Below are 17059 nucleotides of genomic sequence, written 5' to 3' on the forward strand. Positions count from 1 at the left end.
GTGCCCCAGCAGACCACCGAGGTCCGGGCGGCCGGGTTCGCCGACCTGGACGCCCGCACCTTCCACGACCTGCTCAAGCTGCGCATCGACGTGTTCGTGGTGGAGCAGAACTGCCCCTACCCGGAACTCGACGGGCGGGATGTGGAGCCAGGCACCCGGCATCTCTGGTTGACCGACGGCGGCGCGCCGCTGGCGTACCTGCGGATCCTGGCCGACCCCGACGGCGTCGCCCGGATCGGTCGGGTGGTGGTGGCAACGGCGGCGCGCGGCGGCGGGCACGCCGGCCGGCTGATGACGGCGGCGTTGGATCTGGTCGGCGACCGGCCCTGCGTGCTGGAGGCCCAGTCACACCTGGTCGGTCTCTACGCCAGGCACGGCTTCGCGGTGAGCGGCCCGGAGTACGTCGAGGACGGCATCCCGCACACCCCGATGCGCCGCACCGCGGGGCCGCGCCGACGACTCCGACCATTGACGTCTGACGATCGGCCTGGCATCGTTCCGGGTGGAGCCAGCGCGAGAGCAACGCAGTAGGCACGGGAGTGGGCAACTCCCGGCCGTCCGGGTGTCGTCGTCCGACCTCATCCCCCCGGGGGCTCCATGTCCAGTCTCGCCCGATCACCACGCGTGCGCCGGCCACTCGCCATCGCGGCGGCCGCCACGCTCCTGCTGACCACCGCGCTGAGCGTCGCGCTGGTCCAGCCCGCCTCCGCGCACGGCTCGGTCGTCGACCCGGCCTCGCGCAGCTACAGCTGCTGGCAACGCTGGGGCAGTGAATTCCAGAATCCCCGGATGGCCACCGAGGACCCGATGTGCTGGCAGGCCTGGCAGGCCGACCCGCAGGCCATGTGGAACTGGAACGGCCTGTTCCGCGAGGGTGTGGCCGGTAACCACCAGGCCGCCGTCCCCAACGGCCAGCTGTGCAGCGGCGGGCACACCCAGAACGGTCGCTACAACGCGCTGGACACCGTCGGCGCGTGGAAGGCCACCCCGGTGTCGAACAACTTCCGGCTGCGCTTCTTCGACCAGGCGAGCCACGGCGCCGACTACATCCGGGTGTACGTGACCAAGCAGGGCTTCAACTCGTCGACCGAGGCGCTCGGCTGGGACGACCTGGAACTGGCCGGCCAGATCGGCAACACCCCGGCGTCGCAGTGGGACCGGGACACCGGTGGCGTCTCCATCCAGATCCCGGTCAGCGCGCCGGGCCGCACCGGGCGGCACATGGTCTACACCGTCTGGCAGGCAAGCCACCTGGACCAGTCGTACTACCTGTGCAGTGACGTGGACTTCTCCGGCGGCACGAGCACCCCGCCGCCCACCACTCCCCCGCCCACCACGCCGCCGCCGACGACCCCGCCGCCGACGACCCCGCCGCCCACCACTCCCCCGCCCACGACCCCGCCGCCGAGCACGCCTCCGCCGAGCACTCCCGTGCCGGCCGGCGCCTGCTACGCGACGTACGAGATCACCGGCCAGTGGGCCGGCGGCTTCCAGGCCGAGGTGAAGGTGACCGCGGGCGCCAACTCGCCGACCCAGAGCTGGTCGGTGAGTTGGAACTACAACAACGGCCAAAAGGTCGCGTCCGCGTGGAGCGCCGATCTCACCACCAACGGCACGCTCGTCACCGCACGCAACGTGAACTACAACGGCGCCCTGGCCGGCGGAGCGAGCACCACGTTCGGTTTCCTCGGCTCGTGGACCGGTAGCAACCCCGTTCCCCTGGTCTCCTGTACGAAGACCAGTTGATCCCCGTCCGGCGCCGCACCCGGGCGGGGGCGCGGCGCCGGCCGGCGGGGATCAGCCAGCCGGCCGGGATCAGACCAGGCAGTTGACGATCTCGGCGACCGAGCGGCGGCGGCCCGTGTAGAACGGGACCTCCTCGCGGACATGCCGCCGGGCGCCGGAGGCGCGCAGGTCCCGCATCAGGTCGACGATCCGGTGCAGCTCGTCGGCCTCGAACGCGAGCATCCACTCGTAGTCGCCGAGCGCGAACGAGGCGACCGTGTTTGCGCGTACGTCGGGGTAGCCGCGGGCCATCTTGCCGTGCTCGGCGAGCATCTCGCGCCGCTCGGCATCGGGCAGCAGGTACCACTCGTAGGAGCGCACGAACGGGTAGACGCACAGGTAGGGGCGGGCCTCCTCGCCGGCCAGGAACGCCGGGATGTGGCTCTTGTTGAACTCCGCCGGCCGGTGCAGCGCCATCTGCGACCAGACCGGGGTCAACGCCCGACCCAGCGTGGTGCGACGGAACCGCAGGTACGCGTCCTGTAGCGCGTCGCTGGACGCGGAGTGCCACCAGATCATCACGTCCGCGTCGGCGCGCAGCCCGGACACGTCGTACACGCCCCGGATGACCACGTCCTTGCCGGCCAACTCCTCGAAGAGGGACTCGACCTCGCCCGTGACGTTGTCCCGCAGCGACGGCAGTGGGGCGCTGGCCCGGAACACCGACCACATCGTGTAGCGGATGCTGTCGTTCAGCTCCCGCAACCGGGCCGCGTTGGTCTGCTCGGTCATCTCGCCGATCCTCCCAGTGCTGTGATGATCTCGTCGGCTGCCGTCTCGCCGGAGCGGACGCAGACCGGTATGCCGACACCGTCGTAGCCGGCGCCGGCCAGGACCAGTGTGGGATGCGCCGCCCGCAGCGCCGCGCGCGCGGCACTCACCCGGTCGGCGTGCCCCGGGGCGTACTGGGGCAGCGCGCCGCCCCACCGCTGCACGTGCCCGTCGACCGGGGCGGGCAGCGGGGCGCCGAGCACCGCCGACAGCTCCCGGTGCACGGTCGCGGCCAGGTCCGCGTCGGGGCGCTGCAGGTGCGCCTCCTCGCCGTAGCGGCCCACCGAGGCGCGCACCAGTGCCAGCCCGTCCGGCCGACGCAGGTGCCCCCACTTCGTGGTGAAGAACGTGGCCGCCTTGATCAACAGCCCCTCGGTGCTGGGCACCAGGAAGCCGGACAGCTCGGGCAGCAGCGGCTCCGGCAACGCCAGGGTGACAAGCGCGACGCTCGCGTAGTCCAGCTCACCCACGGCCGCGGCGGCCACCGGGGCCGGGCCGGCGAGCAGCCGGGCCGCCGGCCGGGCCGGCACCGCAAGCACCACGGCGTCCACGTCGACAACGTCCGGAGCGCGGGTCGGGCCGACAGTGAGCCGCCAACCCGTGCCGGTCGGGGTCACCTCGCGCACGGCGGCGTCCCGGCGTACCGTCGCGCCGCTCGCCCTCACCGCCGCCTCGACCAGGGTGCTCAACCCGCCGACCAGGGTGCCGAAGACCGGGGCGCCCGGAGCGCGCGGCGCGGCGGCCTGCGCCGCCCGGACCGCGCCGACCAGGGTGTGCTCCACCCGGGCCGTGCGAGCCAGCGCCGGCATCGTGGTGACCAGGGACAGGTCGTCGGCGCGGCCCGCGTACACGCCACCCAGCATGGGGTCGACCAGCCGGTCGACGACCTCGTCGCCGAACCGGGACCGGACCAGCGCGCCCACCGAGACGTCCGCGTCCGGCCCGACCAGCGGCCGACCGTCGTCGGTGTCGGCGTCCGCGGCCGGGCGCGCGACAGTCGCCACCCGCTCCAGATCCCCGGGTACGCCCACAAGCGTCCCGCCCGGGATGGGGCGCAGCCCTCCGTCGACGACAAGCGCGGCCTGCCCGACGGTGGGGTGCACGATCCTGTCGGCCAGCCCGAGCCGGTGCGCCAACGCCACCGCAGCGCTCTGCGCCCCGGTCGGATCGCGCATCAGGAACGACTCGGCGCCGAACTCCACAGGCGCACCTGCCAACGTCCCGGTACGCAGCTTGCCGCCCACCGCGCCGGACTGCTCGTACACAGTGATCTCGGTGCCCTCCGGCGCGCGGTCGCGCAGCCGGACCGCGGCGGCCAGCCCGGCGATTCCGCCGCCGACCACCGCCACCCGCCAGGGCTGCCGCATCGCCGTGTCAGCCCTGGTCGGCCCGGCGGCTGGAGACCTCGTGCACAAGCGCTACCACCCGGGTCAGCACGTCCGGGTCGGTCTCCGGCAGCACACCGTGGCCGAGGTTGAACACGTGCCCGGGAGCCGCCCGCCCCTGTTCCAGGATCCGGCGCACCTCGGCCTCCACCACCGGCCACGGCGCGAGCAGCACTGTCGGGTCCAGGTTGCCCTGCACCGCCTTGTCCGGGCCGATCCGGTGCGTGGCCACGTCCAGCGGCGTACGCCAGTCGACACCGACCACGTCCGCGCCGGCCTCGCCCATCGCGCCGAGCAGCTCGGCGGTGCCCACCCCGAAGTGGATGCGCGGCACGCCTGCGTCAGCCAGCCCGCTCAGCACGGCCGTCGAGTGCGGCAGCACATAGCGGCGGTAGTCGGCCTCGGAGAGCGCGCCGGCCCACGAGTCGAACAGTTGCACGGCGGACACGCCCGCCTCGATCTGCACCCGCAGGAACGCCAGCGTCACCTCGGCCAGCCGGCCGCAGAGCGCGTGCCACAGCTCGGGATCGCCGTACATCAGGGCCTTGGTCTTCGCGTGGGTCCGCGACGGGCCGCCCTCGAGCAGGTAGCTGGCCAGGGTGAACGGCGCGCCGGCGAAGCCGATCAGCGGGGTGTCGCCCAGCTCGACCACCAGCTGACGGACGGCCTCGTCCACGTACGAGACGTCGTCGCGGCCGATGAGGCGGATCCGCTCGACGTCGGCGGCGGTACGGATCGGCTCGGCCACCACCGGACCGGTGCCCGGCACGATGTCCAGGTCGATCCCGGCCGCGGCGACCGGCACCACGATGTCGCTGAACAGGATGGCGGCGTCGACCCCGTGCCGGCGCACCGGCTGGAGGGTGATCTCGGTGACCAGCTCCGGGCGACGGCAGGACTCCAGCATCGGCACGCTGGCCCTGATCTCCCGGTACTCCGGCAGTGAGCGGCCAGCCTGGCGCATGAACCAGACCGGGGTGTGCGGGCCGGGGCGACGCCGACAGGCCCGGATGAAGGGCGAGTCGGCCGGGCCGCCGGGGCGCGGGTGTCCGTCTCGGGCGGCAGTGCCCGTGGTGTCCGTGGTCATCGCCGCAATCGTGCCACGCCGCCCGACCCCAGGCCGCCGGGGGTGAACGGAAGGGGACGCACCTAACGTCCGTCGCGCTCCGGGGCGGTCGGGGTACGTGTCGGCGCGCCGTCGAAGCCTGTGGACCGACGGCGGCATAGGCTGCCGACATGGCCCTCCCGATCGCGCTCCCGGAGACCTTCGCCCGCGCGGTCGCCGGGCTGCGGTCGCCGGCGCCCCGATCGGAGATCACCCTCGAGGAGGTCGGCGCTCCCCAGCGGCTCGCACCGTTCACGTTCGCGCTCTCCGCGACCGTGCTGCGCGACGGCGACGAGGTGGCCACCGGCCGGCTGATCCTGCTGCACGACCCCGCCGGGCACGAGGCCTGGCAGGGGACGCTGCGACTGGTCACCTACGTGACGGCCGAGTTGGAGGTCGACCTCGCCGCCGACCCGCTGCTCCCCGGCGTCGGCTGGACGTGGCTGACCGACGCCCTGGACACCCAGGACGCCGGTCATCGAGCGATCGGCGGAACTGTCACCCAGACCATGTCGACCCGGTTCGGTGACCTGGCCGGCCCACCGACGGCCGGCGACATCGAGATCCGCGCCTCCTGGACACCCGTCGACGACGACCTCGCGCCCCACCTGCTCGGCTGGTGCGCCCTGCTCGCCTCGACGGCCGGCCTGCCCCCACCCGGGGTCACCGCCCTGGCCGACCGCCGTCCGGCCGCCACCGCCTGACACCTCGGCGGCGGCCGGCACGGTCGCCAGCGGATCAGAGGTAGTTCTCCGCCTCGTCGCACACCTTGTCGAGGCCCTTCATCGCCGTGTTGTACGCGCTCCTGTTCCCGGCCGCCGCCGCACCCAGCGCGGTGGTCAGCTTGTCCAGGCAGCTCGCGATGACCTTCTTCTGCCGGGCCTGCTCATCGCGGTCGTTGCGGGTGCCGGTCAGGTCCTGCTCGGTGTTGTCGAGCTTGTCCTGCATGGCCTGCAGATCGGTCTTGAGCTTCCCGATCTCGGTGGTGTTGGCCGCGATGGTTCCGTCGCGCTGGTTGACCTGAGCGGTGAGGCGCTTCTCGGTCCGGTTCAGCTCGTTGTTCTTGGTCACGAACAGACCGGTCATCACCCCGCTGACCACGAAGAGCAGCGCGGCCACCAGGGCGAGCACCAGCACCGCGCGACCGCGCCGTGGAGCCGGGGCGGCACCGTAGGGCGGCATCCCGGGCGGGCCCGACATCGGCTGGCCGTACGCCGGACCGGACACCGGCGGCGCGGACATCGGCTGGCCGTACGCCGGACCGGAGACCGGCGGCGCGGACATCGGCTGGCCGGCGTACGGCGGGGCGCTGGCCGGGTAGCCGGACGTCGGCGGGGCGCCGTACTGCGGCTGCGCGGGCGCGGGCGTACCGTACTGCGGCTGCGCGGGCGCGGGCGTACCGTACTGCGGCGCGGCGTGGCCCGGCGCGTACTGCTGCGGCGCAAGCTGCCCGGCCGGGTACTGCACGGTCGGATCGGCGCCGGCCGCGTGCGGCACGGTCGGGTCGTTGCCGGCCGCGTGCCGCACCGTCGCGTCGGGGTCGGGCGAGCCGGCCGGCGGCGTCGGGGTGGCGGGCGGGAGACCCTCCGGCCCGGTCGGTGGCTGGGACATTTCTTCCTCCAGGTGAGCAGGCCCTCCGCCGGTAGGCGCGACGGACCGGATGCAGCGGTGGGGTCGTCGTCCGAGGCCGAGGACCCGGACGGGTCGGGGACGGCCGGGGAGGCCGTCGGTGGCGCGGGCGGCCGGGGGAGGCCGTGGGTGGCGCGGACGGCCGAGAGGGCCGTCGGTGGTGCGAGCGGCCGGGGCCGCGGATCAGCAGATCTTGAAACCGTCGCAGGCGATCTTGATTGGGATGGCGAGCCCGATGCCCTCGGCGTCACGCGCCTTGGCGGTGGCGATGCCGACCACCTGCTTGCTGCCGTTGATCACCGGGCCGCCGGAGTTGCCGGGGTTGATCGGGGCGTCGAACTGGATGGCCGGTCCGGAGCCGCCCTGCGCGGCGCGCAACGCGCTCACCACACCGGTGGTGACGCTGTCCTCCAGGCCGAGCGGAGCACCGACGACGATGATCTGCTGCCCGGACTTCACGGCTGTGGGCGCGGTGACCAGGCCGGTGAACTTGCCGGTCGCCCGCAGGTGCGCCACGTCGTTTGCCTTGTCGACCTTGACGATGGTGGCCGGGAAGCGCTGGTCCGTACGCTCCAGGAAGACCTGCCGGCCGCCGCTCTCCCACACCGACTCGACGACGTGGAAGTTGGTGAACAGGTTGGTGCCACCGCCGGCCGCCGGCTTGCCCACCGCGAACGCGGTACCGGTGAACTGGCCGGCCCGCACCCGGAAGACGCTGGGCAGCACGGCGCTGGCCACCGCCTCGGGGTTGAATGCCGCCCCGGCCTGCTTCTCCAGCGCGTCCGTGCGTTGTTCCAGGCCGTCGAGACGGGTGCCGTCGGCGTCCTGGGCCTGGGCAAGCCGGCGGTCGGTCGCGGCGAGTCGGTCGCCGAGCCGGTCGAGCTGGTACGCCTGCAGGCCGGCCACGACGGCAAGCGCGACGACGAGCAGCGTGGCGAGCACGACGGGCCACCGACGTCGGGTGGGTCGCGCGGGCGGGGTGACGCCCGGCCAGCCGAGCTGACCGGGCTGGCCGGGGTGACCCGCGGTGGCGAACGGAGACGCGCTGGCCAGGTCACCGGCGGGCGGGTAGCCGCCGGCGCCGTAGGACGTGGGAGCGCCCGGGGTGTACGCGCCGTGCGGCGCCGGCCCCGCCGCGTATGGCGCTGACCCCGCCGCGTACGGCGCGGCAGTGCCGTGAGCAGCCGCCGTGGCCGGCGCGGCGGTCATGCCCGGTGCGGCGGCGGTGCCCGGTGCGTACGGGCCAGCGGGCACGGGCCCCTGGGGCGCCGCGCCCCACTGGCCGGCGTTCGGCGGCGCCACCCAGCCGGTACGGGGTGCCGGGACGGCGGCGGAGGGCTCGGCGCTCTGACCGGGTGCCCCGGACCAGGTGGCACCGGCCTCCGGGTGTGGTTCGATGCGCGGCGGCAGAGGACCCGGTCGATCGGGGACCTGTCCGCTCACGTCGTCAGGCTCGGCGCCCATTGGCCGTGCGTCCCCCGCGCCGAAGCCAGCCGTCATGATCATCTTGCCTTTCCCCGTGGTCTTTCGCTTGCGGCCACGACCCAGGATCATCCGATCGGGGTCGGCGGCTCGATGGACCGTACCTGCGCGAACGGGCTTTGTCTCCCCCGATGTCCGGCATCCGAAAGGACACCTTGCGGACACCTGACCGGCACACGCCGGACCGGCTGCACACGCCGGATCACGGCGCGCACTAGGGTTGGCAGGTGACCGACGAACCACCCCTGCGCCGTCGGCCCACCGAAGAACTCCCGGGACACGCACCCCAGCAGCCGCCGTCGGCCCAGCCGCGGCCGGCGGACGAGGGGCCCGACCCGACCGACGGTGGGCCCGTTCCGCTGACCGCCCCGCGCGACGGCACCCCCGATCCGGTGACCACCCCGGCCGAGCTCGCCGAGGTCGTGGCCCGGTTCGCGGCGGGCACCGGGCCGGTTGCCCTGGACGCCGAGCGCGCTTCGGGGTACCGCTACAGCCAGCGCGCGTACCTGGTGCAGTTGCGCCGCGCGGGCGCCGGCACCGCGCTGATCGACCCGCTGCCGCTGCCCGACCTCAGCACGCTGGACGCGGCGATCGGCGAGGCCGAGTGGGTGCTCCACGCGGCCAGTCAGGATCTGGCCTGCCTCGCCGAGGTGGGGTTGCGTCCGCGCCGGTTGTTCGACACGGAACTGGCCGCTCGGCTGGCCGGGTTCGAGCGGGTCGGCTTGGCGGCGCTGACCGAGCAGCTACTCGGATTCACCCTGGAGAAGCACCACTCGGCGGCCGACTGGTCGAGTCGACCGCTGCCCGAGTCGTGGCTGACCTACGCCGCGCTCGACGTGGAGATGCTCACCGACCTCCGCGACGCGCTCGACGCGGAGCTGGCCCGACAGGGCAAGTCGGCCTGGGCCGCGGAGGAGTTCGCCGCCCTGGTCCGGACGGGCGCCCGGCCGCCTCGGGTCCGCGCGGAACCCTGGCGACGTACGTCGGGCATCCACCGGGTGCGCGGGGCGCGCGCCCAGGCCCGGGTCCGCTCGCTGTGGTACGCCCGGGACCAGATCGCGGCCCGGCGGGACGCCGCGCCCGGCCGGGTGCTGCCCGACTCGGCCATCGTCGCCGCGGCCGAGCTGGACCCGAAGGACGAGAAGACACTGCTGACGCTGCCCGGCTTCGGGGGGCGGTCGGTCCGCCGGCTGGCCCGCACCTGGCTGGCCGCGCTCGACGACGCCCGGGAGCTGCCGGACGACGCGCTTCCGGCCACCCCGGCGGTGGAGGGTCCACCACCGCCGCACCGGTGGGCCGAGCGGGACCCGGTGGCGGCCGGTCGCCTGGCCCGCTGCCGGGAGGTGGTGGTCCGCATCGCGGGCGAGCACAGCCTGCCCCCGGAAAATCTGATCACCCCGGATTCGGTACGTCGTCTGGCCTGGACTCCGCCGGAGGAGGTCACCGAGGACGCGGTGGCGGAGACCCTGCGCGGCTTCAACGCCCGCGAGTGGCAGATCGCCCTGCTAACTCCCCACCTAACAAAGGCCCTGGCCCCCAACCCCATCCCCTGACAGCCCTCTGACGGCGTTGATCATGAAGTTATTGCCCTCCGCGTCGGCGTGTCGGCGCAATAACTTCATGATCAACCGGGCGTGGGTGTGGGGTGGGCCACATCGGGGGGTCGGCAGCAGTTTGGTTACTGGCGAGTAGCATTCGGGGGAACGCGCCCATCGGCTAGGAGGCTCAAGTGCCCCGTGAAGTCCGGGATGTCGTCTTCGTCGACGGCGTCCGTACCCCGTTCGGCAAGGCGGGTGGCATGTACGCCAACACCCGCGCCGACGACCTGGTGATCCGCTGCATCCGTGAGCTGCTGCGCCGCAACCCGCAGCTGCCGCCGGAGCGAGTCGAGGAGGTCGCCATCGCGGCCACCACCCAGATCGGCGACCAGGGCCTCACCATCGGCCGAACCGCCGCCCTGCTGGCCGGTCTACCCAAGACCGTTCCCGGCTTCGCCATCGACCGGATGTGCGCCGGCGCGATGACCGCCGTGACCACTGTGGCCAGCGGCATCGCCATGGGCGCGTACGACGTCGCCATCGCCGGCGGCGTCGAGCACATGGGCCGCCACCCGATGGGCGAGGGCGTCGACCCCAACCCGCGCATCATCGCGGAGAAGCTGGTGGACCCGTCGGCGCTGGTCATGGGCGCCACCGCGGAGAACCTGCACGACCTGGTCCCGCACATCACCAAGGCGCGCACCGACGCGTTCGCGCTCGCCTCGCAGCAGAAGACGGCGAAGGCGTACGCCAACGGCAAGCTCCAGGACGACCTGGTGCCGGTGGCGATCCGCGACGCCGAGGGCGGCTGGGGTCTGGCCGGAGTGGACGAGGCCCCCCGCGACACGTCGCTGGAGAAGCTGGCCACCCTGAAGACCCCGTTCCGCCCACACGGCAAGGTCACCGCGGGCAACGCGGCGGGCCTGAACGACGGCGCCACCGCGAGCCTGCTCGCCGACGAGGCGACCGCCCGCGAGCTGGGCCTGCCGATCGCCATGCGGTTGGTGTCGTTCGGTTTCGTGGGTGTGGAGCCGGAGGTGATGGGCGTCGGCCCGATCCCGTCGACCGAGAAGGCCCTGCGCCTGGCCGGGCTCAGCATCGACGACATCGGCCTGTTCGAGCTGAACGAGGCGTTCGCCGTGCAGGTGCTCGCCTTCCTCGACCACTTCGGCATCGCCGACGACGACCCGCGGGTCAACCCGTGGGGCGGCGCGATCGCCATCGGCCACCCCCTTGCCTCGTCGGGCGTACGCCTGATGACCCAACTGGCCCGCCAGTTCGCCGAGCACCCCGAGGTCCGCTACGGCGTGACAGCGATGTGCATCGGCATCGGCATGGGCGGCACCGTGATCTGGGAGAACCCGAACTGGGAGGGCGACAAGTGAGCGCACTGGCCGCACCGAACGAGGTCGTCACGAAGGCGCTGCTGCGCTCGGTGACCGTGCCGGGGCTGGACCGGCCCGCCGCCCTGATCACCCTGGACAACGGCTTCGACCACACCAAGCCGAACACCTTCGGCCCGGCCGGTCTGACCGACCTGGACGACGCCATCACTGCCGCGCTCGCCGCCGACCCGGCGTTCATCGCGGTCACCGGCAAGCCGTACATCTTCTGTGTGGGCGCCGACATCGTCGGCCTGCCGCAGCTCGCCGACCGCGCGCAGGCGCTGGAGATCGGCCGGCTCGGCCACCGGGTCTTCGCCCGCCTCAAGGACAGCAGCGTTCCCACCTTCGCCTTCGTCAACGGCGCGGCGATGGGAGGCGGCCTGGAGTTGGCGCTGCACTGCCACTACCGGACGCTCTCCGGTGGCGCGGCGGCGCTCGCCCTGCCCGAGGTGTCCCTCGGTCTGGTGCCCGGCTGGGGCGGCACCCAGCTGCTGCCGAACCTGATCGGCATCCCCGCCGCGACCCAGGTGATCATCCAGAACCCGCTCATGCAGAACAAGATGCTCAAGCCGAAGCAGGCCGCCGAGATGGGCATCGCGGACGTGCTGCTGGAGCCGGCCGACTTCCTGGAGCGGTCCCTGGAGTGGGCCGCCGACGTGGTGCGCGGCCAGATCACCGTGACCCGGCCCGAGGTCGACAAGGACATGTGGGCGGGCGTGCTCTACTTCGCCCGGGAGACGCTGAACCAGCGGCTGCACGGCGCGGTCCCGGCCGCGTACAAGGCGCTCGACCTGTTGGAGACGGCGAAGGACGGTGACTTCGCCGCCGGCACCGCCGCCGAGGACGAGGCCCTCGCGGACCTGGTCTTCTCCGAGGAGTTGCGCAGCGGCCTGTACGCCTTCGACCTGGTGCAGCGGCGGGCCAAGCGCCCGGCCGGCGCACCGGACAAGGGCCTGGCCCGCACGATCACCAAGGTCGGCATCGTCGGCGCCGGCCTGATGGCCAGCCAGTTGGCGCTGCTGTTCGCCCGCCGCCTCCAGGTGCCTGTCGTCATGACCGACCTGGACCAGGCCCGGGTGGACAAGGGCGTCGGCTACGTGCACACCCAGATCGAGAAGGCCGTCACCAAGGGCCGGATGGACAAGGGCACCGCCGCCAAGCTGTACGGCCTGGTCAGCGGCACTGTCGACAAGAGCGCCTTCGCGGACGCGGACTTCGTCATCGAGGCGGTCTTCGAGGACCTGGGCGTCAAGAAGCAGGTCTGGGCCGAGCTGGAGAAGATCGTCTCCCCGGAGGCGGTACTCGCCACCAACACCAGCTCGCTGTCCATCACCGAGATGGCCGCCGAGCTGGAGCACCCGGAGCGGGTGGTCGGCTTCCACTTCTTCAACCCGGTGGCCGTGCTGCCGCTGCTGGAGATCGTCCGGGGCGAGCGCACCGACGACGCCACCCTGGCCACCGCGTTCGCGGTCGGCAAGCAGCTCAAGAAGTCGAGCGTGCTGGTCTCCGACGCCCCGGCGTTCGTGGTGAATCGGCTGCTCACCCGCTTCCTGGGCACCGTCTTCGCCGCCGTCGACGCCGGCACCCCGTTGGACGTGGCGAACAGCGCACTGGACCCGCTGGGCCTGCCGATGCGCCCGCTCGCCCTGCTCCAGCTCGTCGGACCGGCCGTGGCGTACCACGTGGGCGGCACCCTGCACGCCGCGTACCCGGACCGGTTCTCCGTCAGCGAGAACCTCAAGCGGATCGCCGACTCGGGTCAGCCGCTCGTGGTCGACGACCAGGTCAACGACGAGGTGGCCAAGCTGCTCGTCGTCGGTGACCAGCCGCTGACCGCCGAGCAGGTACGCCAGAACGCGCTCGACGCGCTCGCGCAGGAGGTCCGGCTGATGCTGGACGAGGGTGTGGTCGCCGAGGCGCAGGACATCGACCTGTGCATGATCCTGGGCGCCGGTTGGCCGTTCCACCTGGGCGGTGTCACGCCGTACCTGGACCGGACCGGCACCAGCGAGCGGGTCACCGGCCGCCGGTTCCTGCCGCGCGGGGCGGCGAGCCTGCCCGGCTGAGGAAATCCCCGCACCACAGTCGCGGGGGCCGGACCGTCCCTCGTGGACCGGGCCGGCCACCGCGCTCGTTGGTGGTCACTCCGTGGCGCTGGGGGACCCGGCGCGGGCGACACCGCCGTCGGCACCGGGTTAGGATCACGCGCTTCGCACCCCGATCCTGGAGCTGACTGATGTCCCAGCCGCCGGCCAACCCCTTCGGCCCGCCGCACGATTCCCCTCCCCCGCAGCAGCCCGGCCAGCCGCCAGCGCCGCAGCAGCCCGGTGGCTGGTCACCGCAGCAGCAGGGCCAGCCGCAGGGTGGGTGGCCGCCGCCGCACCAGCAGGGCTTCCCGCCGGCTCAGCCGGGCCAGCCGTACGGCGCCCCGAACCAGTTCGGCGGCCCGCCACCGGCGAAGAAGTCGAACGTCGGCAAGATCATCCTAATCGTGCTGGCCGTGGTGCTCGTGCTCTGCCTCGGCGGGGCGGCGATCACCTGGTTCGCGGTGAAGGACGAGGTGGGCGACGTCGTCGACGCCACCAAGACCCGGGTGGTCGCGCCGGCCACCCTCGCCGGCCGGGCCAAGAACACCGACCCGCAGTTGCAGTCGATCGCCGACCAGATGGTCACCTCGATGAAGGCCGAGGTGCAGAACGAGACCAGCACCGTCGGCGGGTTCTACGGCGATCCGGCCAAGCAGGACCTCATCATGATCACGGCGGTGTCCGGCGTGATGGCCGACCCGAAGAAGGAGCTGGACGAGGCCGTGACCGGGCTCTCCAGCGAGCTGACGGTGACAAACATGGCGGCGGTCGAGGCCGGCCCGCTGGGCGGCGACGCGCGCTGCGGTGACGGCAAGACCGACGGCGTGCCGCTTGGCGTCTGCGTCTGGGCCGACCGGGGCAGCGTGGGCCTGGTGGTCATGTACTTCAAGTCGGCCGAGGAGACGAAGGCCGAGTTCGTCACCATCCGGGGCCAGATCGAGCAGCGCTCCTGACCCGTGCACGACGGGGCCCCGGCCACCTCTGCGGGTGACCGGGGCCCCACCGATGCGATCATGGGATGGCAGCGGTGCCGCCGGCGCTAGACCGGCTCGCCCGTACCCGTCGCCGCGGCCCGCGCCGCCGCTGCCGCCGCTCGCTCGGCGGCGTTGCCGAGCACGCAGAACTCGTTGCCCTCCGGGTCGGCCAGCACCACCCAACCCCCGCCGGTCGGGCCGACCTGATCGGCGACGAGCGTCGCGCCGATGCCGAGCAGCCGCTCGACCTCGTCGGCCCGGGACCGGTCGGCCGGTTCCAGGTCCAGGTGCAGTCGGTTCTTCACCGCCTTGCCCTCGGGCACGGCGATGAACAGCACCTCCGGTCCGCCCGGCGGCAGGAGCATCGCCTCCGAGTCGCCCGGGAAGTCGTCGGGATGCCGGGGGCACTCGAAGACCTGCGACCAGAAACCCGCCAGGGCGTACGTGTCGCGACAGTCGAAGCTGATGTTGTGGATCGTCGAACTCACGGTTGGTCCTCCAGAGTGGTGGTGACGACACGTTCCCCGGCGCTGCGGACCACGCAGAACTCGTTGCCCTCCGGGTCGGCCAGCACGGCCCAACCCGTCCCGTCGGCGTGCCGGCGGTCGGTCACCAGGGTGGCCCCGAGGCCGAGCACCCGCTCGACCTCCTCGTCCCGGGTCCGGTCGACCGGCTCCAGGCAGATGTGCAGCCGGTTCTTGGTCACCTTGTCCTCCGGCACCTCTTGGAAGAACAGGTTCGGCATGGCCTCGTCCTGCGGCAGCGCGGCAGCCTCCGGATCACCGGGGACGTCCTCGCTGTGCCGGGCGTAGCCGAGCACGGCCGACCAGAAGCCGGCCAGGGAGTACGTGTCGTGGCAGTCGAAACTGATGTTGCGGATCCGTGGATACACGGGTGGTCCCTCCATTGGTCGGATGGGGACGCTCCGCTGCCCGGGGTCAGCCGGCGAAGACCTGGGGCGCGGAGTCACGATTGGTGGACATCGACGCACCCCCTTCCGCTCTCGGGCTGACGTAGGCGATCTTGCCAGCGACCGAGCGCCGCGCGCAACCCCGTTTCAGCCTCCGGCGGCCACCGGGCCGGTCACCGCCGGGGCGTCCGCCGTCGGCAGGGTGACAGTCACCTCCAGGCCGCCGCCGGGCTGGGCGACCACCCGCACGGTGCCGCCGTGCGCCTGGCAGACCGCCCGGACGATGGACAGGCCCAGCCCGGAGCCGCGCGCCCCGGTGCGTTCCCGGCCACCGCGCCGGAACGGTTCGAACAGCCCCGGCACGTCGGCCTGGTCCACCTCGAAACCGGTGTTGCCCACCACCAGCCACGAGCGCTCGCCGTCGGTGCCCGTACGCACCCAGAGCCGACCGTGCAGGTGGTTGTAGCGGACGGCGTTCTCGATCAGATTGCCGGCCAGCCGGTCGAGCAACCCCGGATCGCCGACCACCGGCGCGGACTCCAGCGACGTCTGCACGCGCAGGCCGATCCGCTCCACCTCACGGCGCATCGCCGACAGCGCGTTGGCGGTGCCCGTCGCGAGGTCACACTCGGTACGCCGGCCCAGTCGCCGCCCGGTCTGGGCCTCGCTGCGGGCCAGCACCAGCAACGCGTCCACCAGGCCGTTCGCCCGCTCCGAGGCGTCGCGGACGACTGTCGCCATCCTGCGGTACTCGGCGGCGTCCGCGTCGTCGTCGCTGAGCGTCACGTCGATCTCGGTCCGCATCACGGCGAGCGGGGTACGCAGCTCGTGCGAGGCGTTGGCCACGAACCGCTTCTGCGCCTCGAACGCGGACGCGATCCGGTCCAGCATCGCGTCGAACGTCTTGGCCAGCTCGGCCACCTCGTCGTCCGCGCCCGAGTAGCCGATCCGCTGGTCCAGGGTCGCCTCGCCGAGACGCTGCGCGGTCGCGGTGACCTGGTGCAGGGGCCGCAGCGCCCGGCCGGCCACGGCGTACGCGCCCGCCACCCCGACCACGCTTATCGCCAACAGCGCGACCAGGCCCTTGGCCAGCAGCTCCCCGGAGGCGGCGTCGACCAACTGCCGCTGCCACTGCGCGGCATCCATCGTCCGGTTGTCGGACAGCACCACCACCGTGCCGGGCAGCAGCTCGTCGGTGGGCCGCAGCGCGTCGCGGACCAACAGCCAGGCCAGCAGCACCAGGATCGCGCCCGCGCCGACCAGCAGCACCCCGTTGAGCAGCGTCAACCGCAACCGCAGGGTGGGTCGCAGCCGGCCCAGCCGGCTCACGGCAGGACCTCGGCGGTGCGGTAACCCGCCCCCACCACCGTCTCGATCAACGGCGGATCGCCGAGCTTCCGACGCAGCGTCATGACCGTCACCCGGACGATCGTGGTGAACGGGTCGGTGTTGGCGTCCCACACCCGCTCCAGCAGCTCCTCGCTGGACACCACCGCGCCGCGCGCCTTGAGCAGCTCGCTGAGCACGCCGAACTCCTTGTTCGTCAGGTCCATGGGCACACCGGCGCGGGTGGCGACCCGCCGGGCCGGATCCAGCACCAGGTCCGCCAGTTCGAGAACCGGCGGCGCGGCCGGGGTGGCCCGTCGGCCCAGCGCCTGCACCCGGGCGACAAGCTCGTCGAACGCGAACGGCTTGGGCAGGTAGTCGTCCGCCCCGAGCTGCAACCCCTCCACCCGGTCGGCCACGGTGCCGCTCGCGGTCAGCATCAACACCCGGGTCAGCGCCCCGGAGGCGGCGAGGTCGGCGCAGATCTGGTCGCCGTGCACGCCGGGCAGGTCGCGGTCGAGCACCACCACGTCGTACCTGGTGACGAACGCCGCCTCGTGGCCGGCGTCGCCGTCGTACGCCACGTCCACCGCCATGCCCCGTTTGCGCAACCCGCGCGCGATTGCGTCGGCGAGGTTGCGTTCGTCCTCCACCACCAGTACCCGCATCCCGGCCTCCTCGC

The 17059-nt window shown here is 73.0% G+C and carries 16 protein-coding genes; 7 read left to right on the plus strand and 9 right to left on the minus strand.

Annotated features, from left to right (window positions below; genetic code table 11):
- The gene (locus ACLQ26_RS21375) at positions 1-531 is read left to right on the plus strand and encodes a GNAT family N-acetyltransferase (protein ID WP_425746110.1); all 531 of its coding nucleotides are present in this window, start codon (positions 1-3) and stop codon (positions 529-531) included.
- A gap of 66 nt (positions 532-597) precedes the next feature.
- Positions 598-1746: a lytic polysaccharide monooxygenase gene (locus ACLQ26_RS21380; RefSeq protein ID WP_425746111.1), complete on the plus strand. Its 1149-nt coding sequence runs from the start codon at positions 598-600 to the stop codon at positions 1744-1746.
- 69 nt (positions 1747-1815) lie between these two features.
- Here ACLQ26_RS21380 and hemQ read toward each other — a convergent pair whose 3' ends face one another.
- Genes hemQ through hemE form a run of 3 tightly spaced genes read right to left on the minus strand, consistent with a single transcriptional unit; the run spans position 1816 to position 5028 of the window.
- A complete protein-coding gene (hemQ, locus tag ACLQ26_RS21385) occupies positions 1816-2517 on the minus strand; it encodes a hydrogen peroxide-dependent heme synthase (protein ID WP_007456984.1) in 702 nt (233 codons plus the stop codon).
- Entirely contained in the window at positions 2514-3923 is a 1410-nt protein-coding gene (gene hemG / locus ACLQ26_RS21390) for a protoporphyrinogen oxidase (RefSeq protein ID WP_425746112.1), read from the minus strand. Before hemG ends, hemQ begins: the two co-directional genes overlap by 4 nt.
- 7 nt (positions 3924-3930) lie before the next feature.
- On the minus strand, positions 3931-5028 hold the full coding sequence (gene hemE, locus ACLQ26_RS21395; RefSeq protein WP_425746113.1) for a uroporphyrinogen decarboxylase: 1098 nt from the start codon (positions 5026-5028) through the stop codon (positions 3931-3933).
- Positions 5029-5177: 149 nt separating this feature from the next.
- Between hemE and ACLQ26_RS21400 the strand changes: the two genes are divergently transcribed.
- On the plus strand, positions 5178-5750 hold the full coding sequence (locus ACLQ26_RS21400) for a DUF3000 domain-containing protein (RefSeq protein ID WP_425746114.1): 573 nt from the start codon (positions 5178-5180) through the stop codon (positions 5748-5750).
- A gap of 34 nt (positions 5751-5784) precedes the next feature.
- Here the strand turns inward: ACLQ26_RS21400 and ACLQ26_RS21405 are convergent, their stop codons facing one another.
- Together ACLQ26_RS21405 and ACLQ26_RS21410 are read right to left on the minus strand one after the other, a co-directional pair.
- The gene (locus ACLQ26_RS21405) at positions 5785-6657 is read right to left on the minus strand and encodes a hypothetical protein (protein WP_425746115.1); all 873 of its coding nucleotides are present in this window, start codon (positions 6655-6657) and stop codon (positions 5785-5787) included.
- A gap of 201 nt (positions 6658-6858) precedes the next feature.
- Complete coding sequence (locus ACLQ26_RS21410; RefSeq protein ID WP_425746116.1) at positions 6859-8118, minus strand: trypsin-like peptidase domain-containing protein; 1260 nt, start codon at positions 8116-8118, stop codon at positions 6859-6861.
- A 266-nt stretch (positions 8119-8384) separates the two neighbouring features.
- On the opposite strand from ACLQ26_RS21410, the gene ACLQ26_RS21415 reads away from it, so the two are divergent.
- The 4 genes from ACLQ26_RS21415 (at position 8385) to ACLQ26_RS21430 (ending at position 14120) form a co-directional block, all read left to right on the plus strand.
- Complete coding sequence (locus ACLQ26_RS21415) at positions 8385-9710, plus strand: ribonuclease D (RefSeq protein WP_425746117.1); 1326 nt, start codon at positions 8385-8387, stop codon at positions 9708-9710.
- Between the two features lie 176 nt (positions 9711-9886).
- Positions 9887-11080: a thiolase family protein gene (locus ACLQ26_RS21420; RefSeq protein WP_425746118.1), complete on the plus strand. Its 1194-nt coding sequence runs from the start codon at positions 9887-9889 to the stop codon at positions 11078-11080.
- Positions 11077-13146 (plus strand): 3-hydroxyacyl-CoA dehydrogenase NAD-binding domain-containing protein, encoded by a 2070-nt coding sequence (locus ACLQ26_RS21425; protein WP_425746119.1) that lies wholly within the window; start codon positions 11077-11079, stop codon positions 13144-13146. Before ACLQ26_RS21420 ends, ACLQ26_RS21425 begins: the two co-directional genes overlap by 4 nt.
- 170 nt (positions 13147-13316) lie before the next feature.
- On the plus strand, positions 13317-14120 hold the full coding sequence (locus ACLQ26_RS21430; protein WP_425746120.1) for a hypothetical protein: 804 nt from the start codon (positions 13317-13319) through the stop codon (positions 14118-14120).
- Positions 14121-14206: 86 nt separating this feature from the next.
- On the opposite strand, the gene ACLQ26_RS21435 is transcribed toward ACLQ26_RS21430, so the two are convergent.
- From ACLQ26_RS21435 to ACLQ26_RS21450, 4 genes are all read right to left on the minus strand, one after another.
- A complete protein-coding gene (locus ACLQ26_RS21435) occupies positions 14207-14629 on the minus strand; it encodes a VOC family protein (protein ID WP_425746121.1) in 423 nt (140 codons plus the stop codon).
- Positions 14626-15033, minus strand: a complete 408-nt coding sequence (locus ACLQ26_RS21440; protein WP_425746122.1) for a VOC family protein — start codon at positions 15031-15033, stop codon at positions 14626-14628. The genes ACLQ26_RS21435 and ACLQ26_RS21440 overlap by 4 nt, the downstream gene beginning before the upstream one ends.
- A gap of 165 nt (positions 15034-15198) precedes the next feature.
- The gene (locus tag ACLQ26_RS21445) at positions 15199-16380 is read right to left on the minus strand and encodes a sensor histidine kinase (RefSeq protein WP_425746123.1); all 1182 of its coding nucleotides are present in this window, start codon (positions 16378-16380) and stop codon (positions 15199-15201) included.
- Positions 16377-17045, minus strand: coding sequence for a response regulator transcription factor (locus ACLQ26_RS21450; RefSeq protein ID WP_039907546.1), 669 nt, complete (start codon positions 17043-17045; stop codon positions 16377-16379). Before ACLQ26_RS21450 ends, ACLQ26_RS21445 begins: the two co-directional genes overlap by 4 nt.
- Positions 17046-17059 lie beyond the last annotated feature (14 nt).

Origin of the sequence: Micromonospora sp. DT43 (assembly GCF_049841645.1) — a bacterium.
Taxonomy (GTDB): domain Bacteria; phylum Actinomycetota; class Actinomycetes; order Mycobacteriales; family Micromonosporaceae; genus Micromonospora.

What these genes read in the sequence shown, in the direction of transcription:
- ACLQ26_RS21380 (WP_425746111.1), top strand. Translation starts at nt 598, where the DNA reads ATGTCCAGTCTCGCCCGATCACCACGCGTGCGCCGGCCACTCGCCATC.
- hemQ (WP_007456984.1), bottom strand. Translation starts at nt 2,517, where the DNA reads ATGACCGAGCAGACCAACGCGGCCCGGTTGCGGGAGCTGAACGACAGC.
- hemG (WP_425746112.1), bottom strand. Translation starts at nt 3,923, where the DNA reads ATGCGGCAGCCCTGGCGGGTGGCGGTGGTCGGCGGCGGAATCGCCGGG.
- hemE (WP_425746113.1), bottom strand. Translation starts at nt 5,028, where the DNA reads ATGACCACGGACACCACGGGCACTGCCGCCCGAGACGGACACCCGCGC.
- ACLQ26_RS21400 (WP_425746114.1), top strand. Translation starts at nt 5,178, where the DNA reads ATGGCCCTCCCGATCGCGCTCCCGGAGACCTTCGCCCGCGCGGTCGCC.
- ACLQ26_RS21405 (WP_425746115.1), bottom strand. Translation starts at nt 6,657, where the DNA reads ATGTCCCAGCCACCGACCGGGCCGGAGGGTCTCCCGCCCGCCACCCCG.
- ACLQ26_RS21430 (WP_425746120.1), top strand. Translation starts at nt 13,317, where the DNA reads ATGTCCCAGCCGCCGGCCAACCCCTTCGGCCCGCCGCACGATTCCCCT.
- ACLQ26_RS21450 (WP_039907546.1), bottom strand. Translation starts at nt 17,045, where the DNA reads ATGCGGGTACTGGTGGTGGAGGACGAACGCAACCTCGCCGACGCAATC.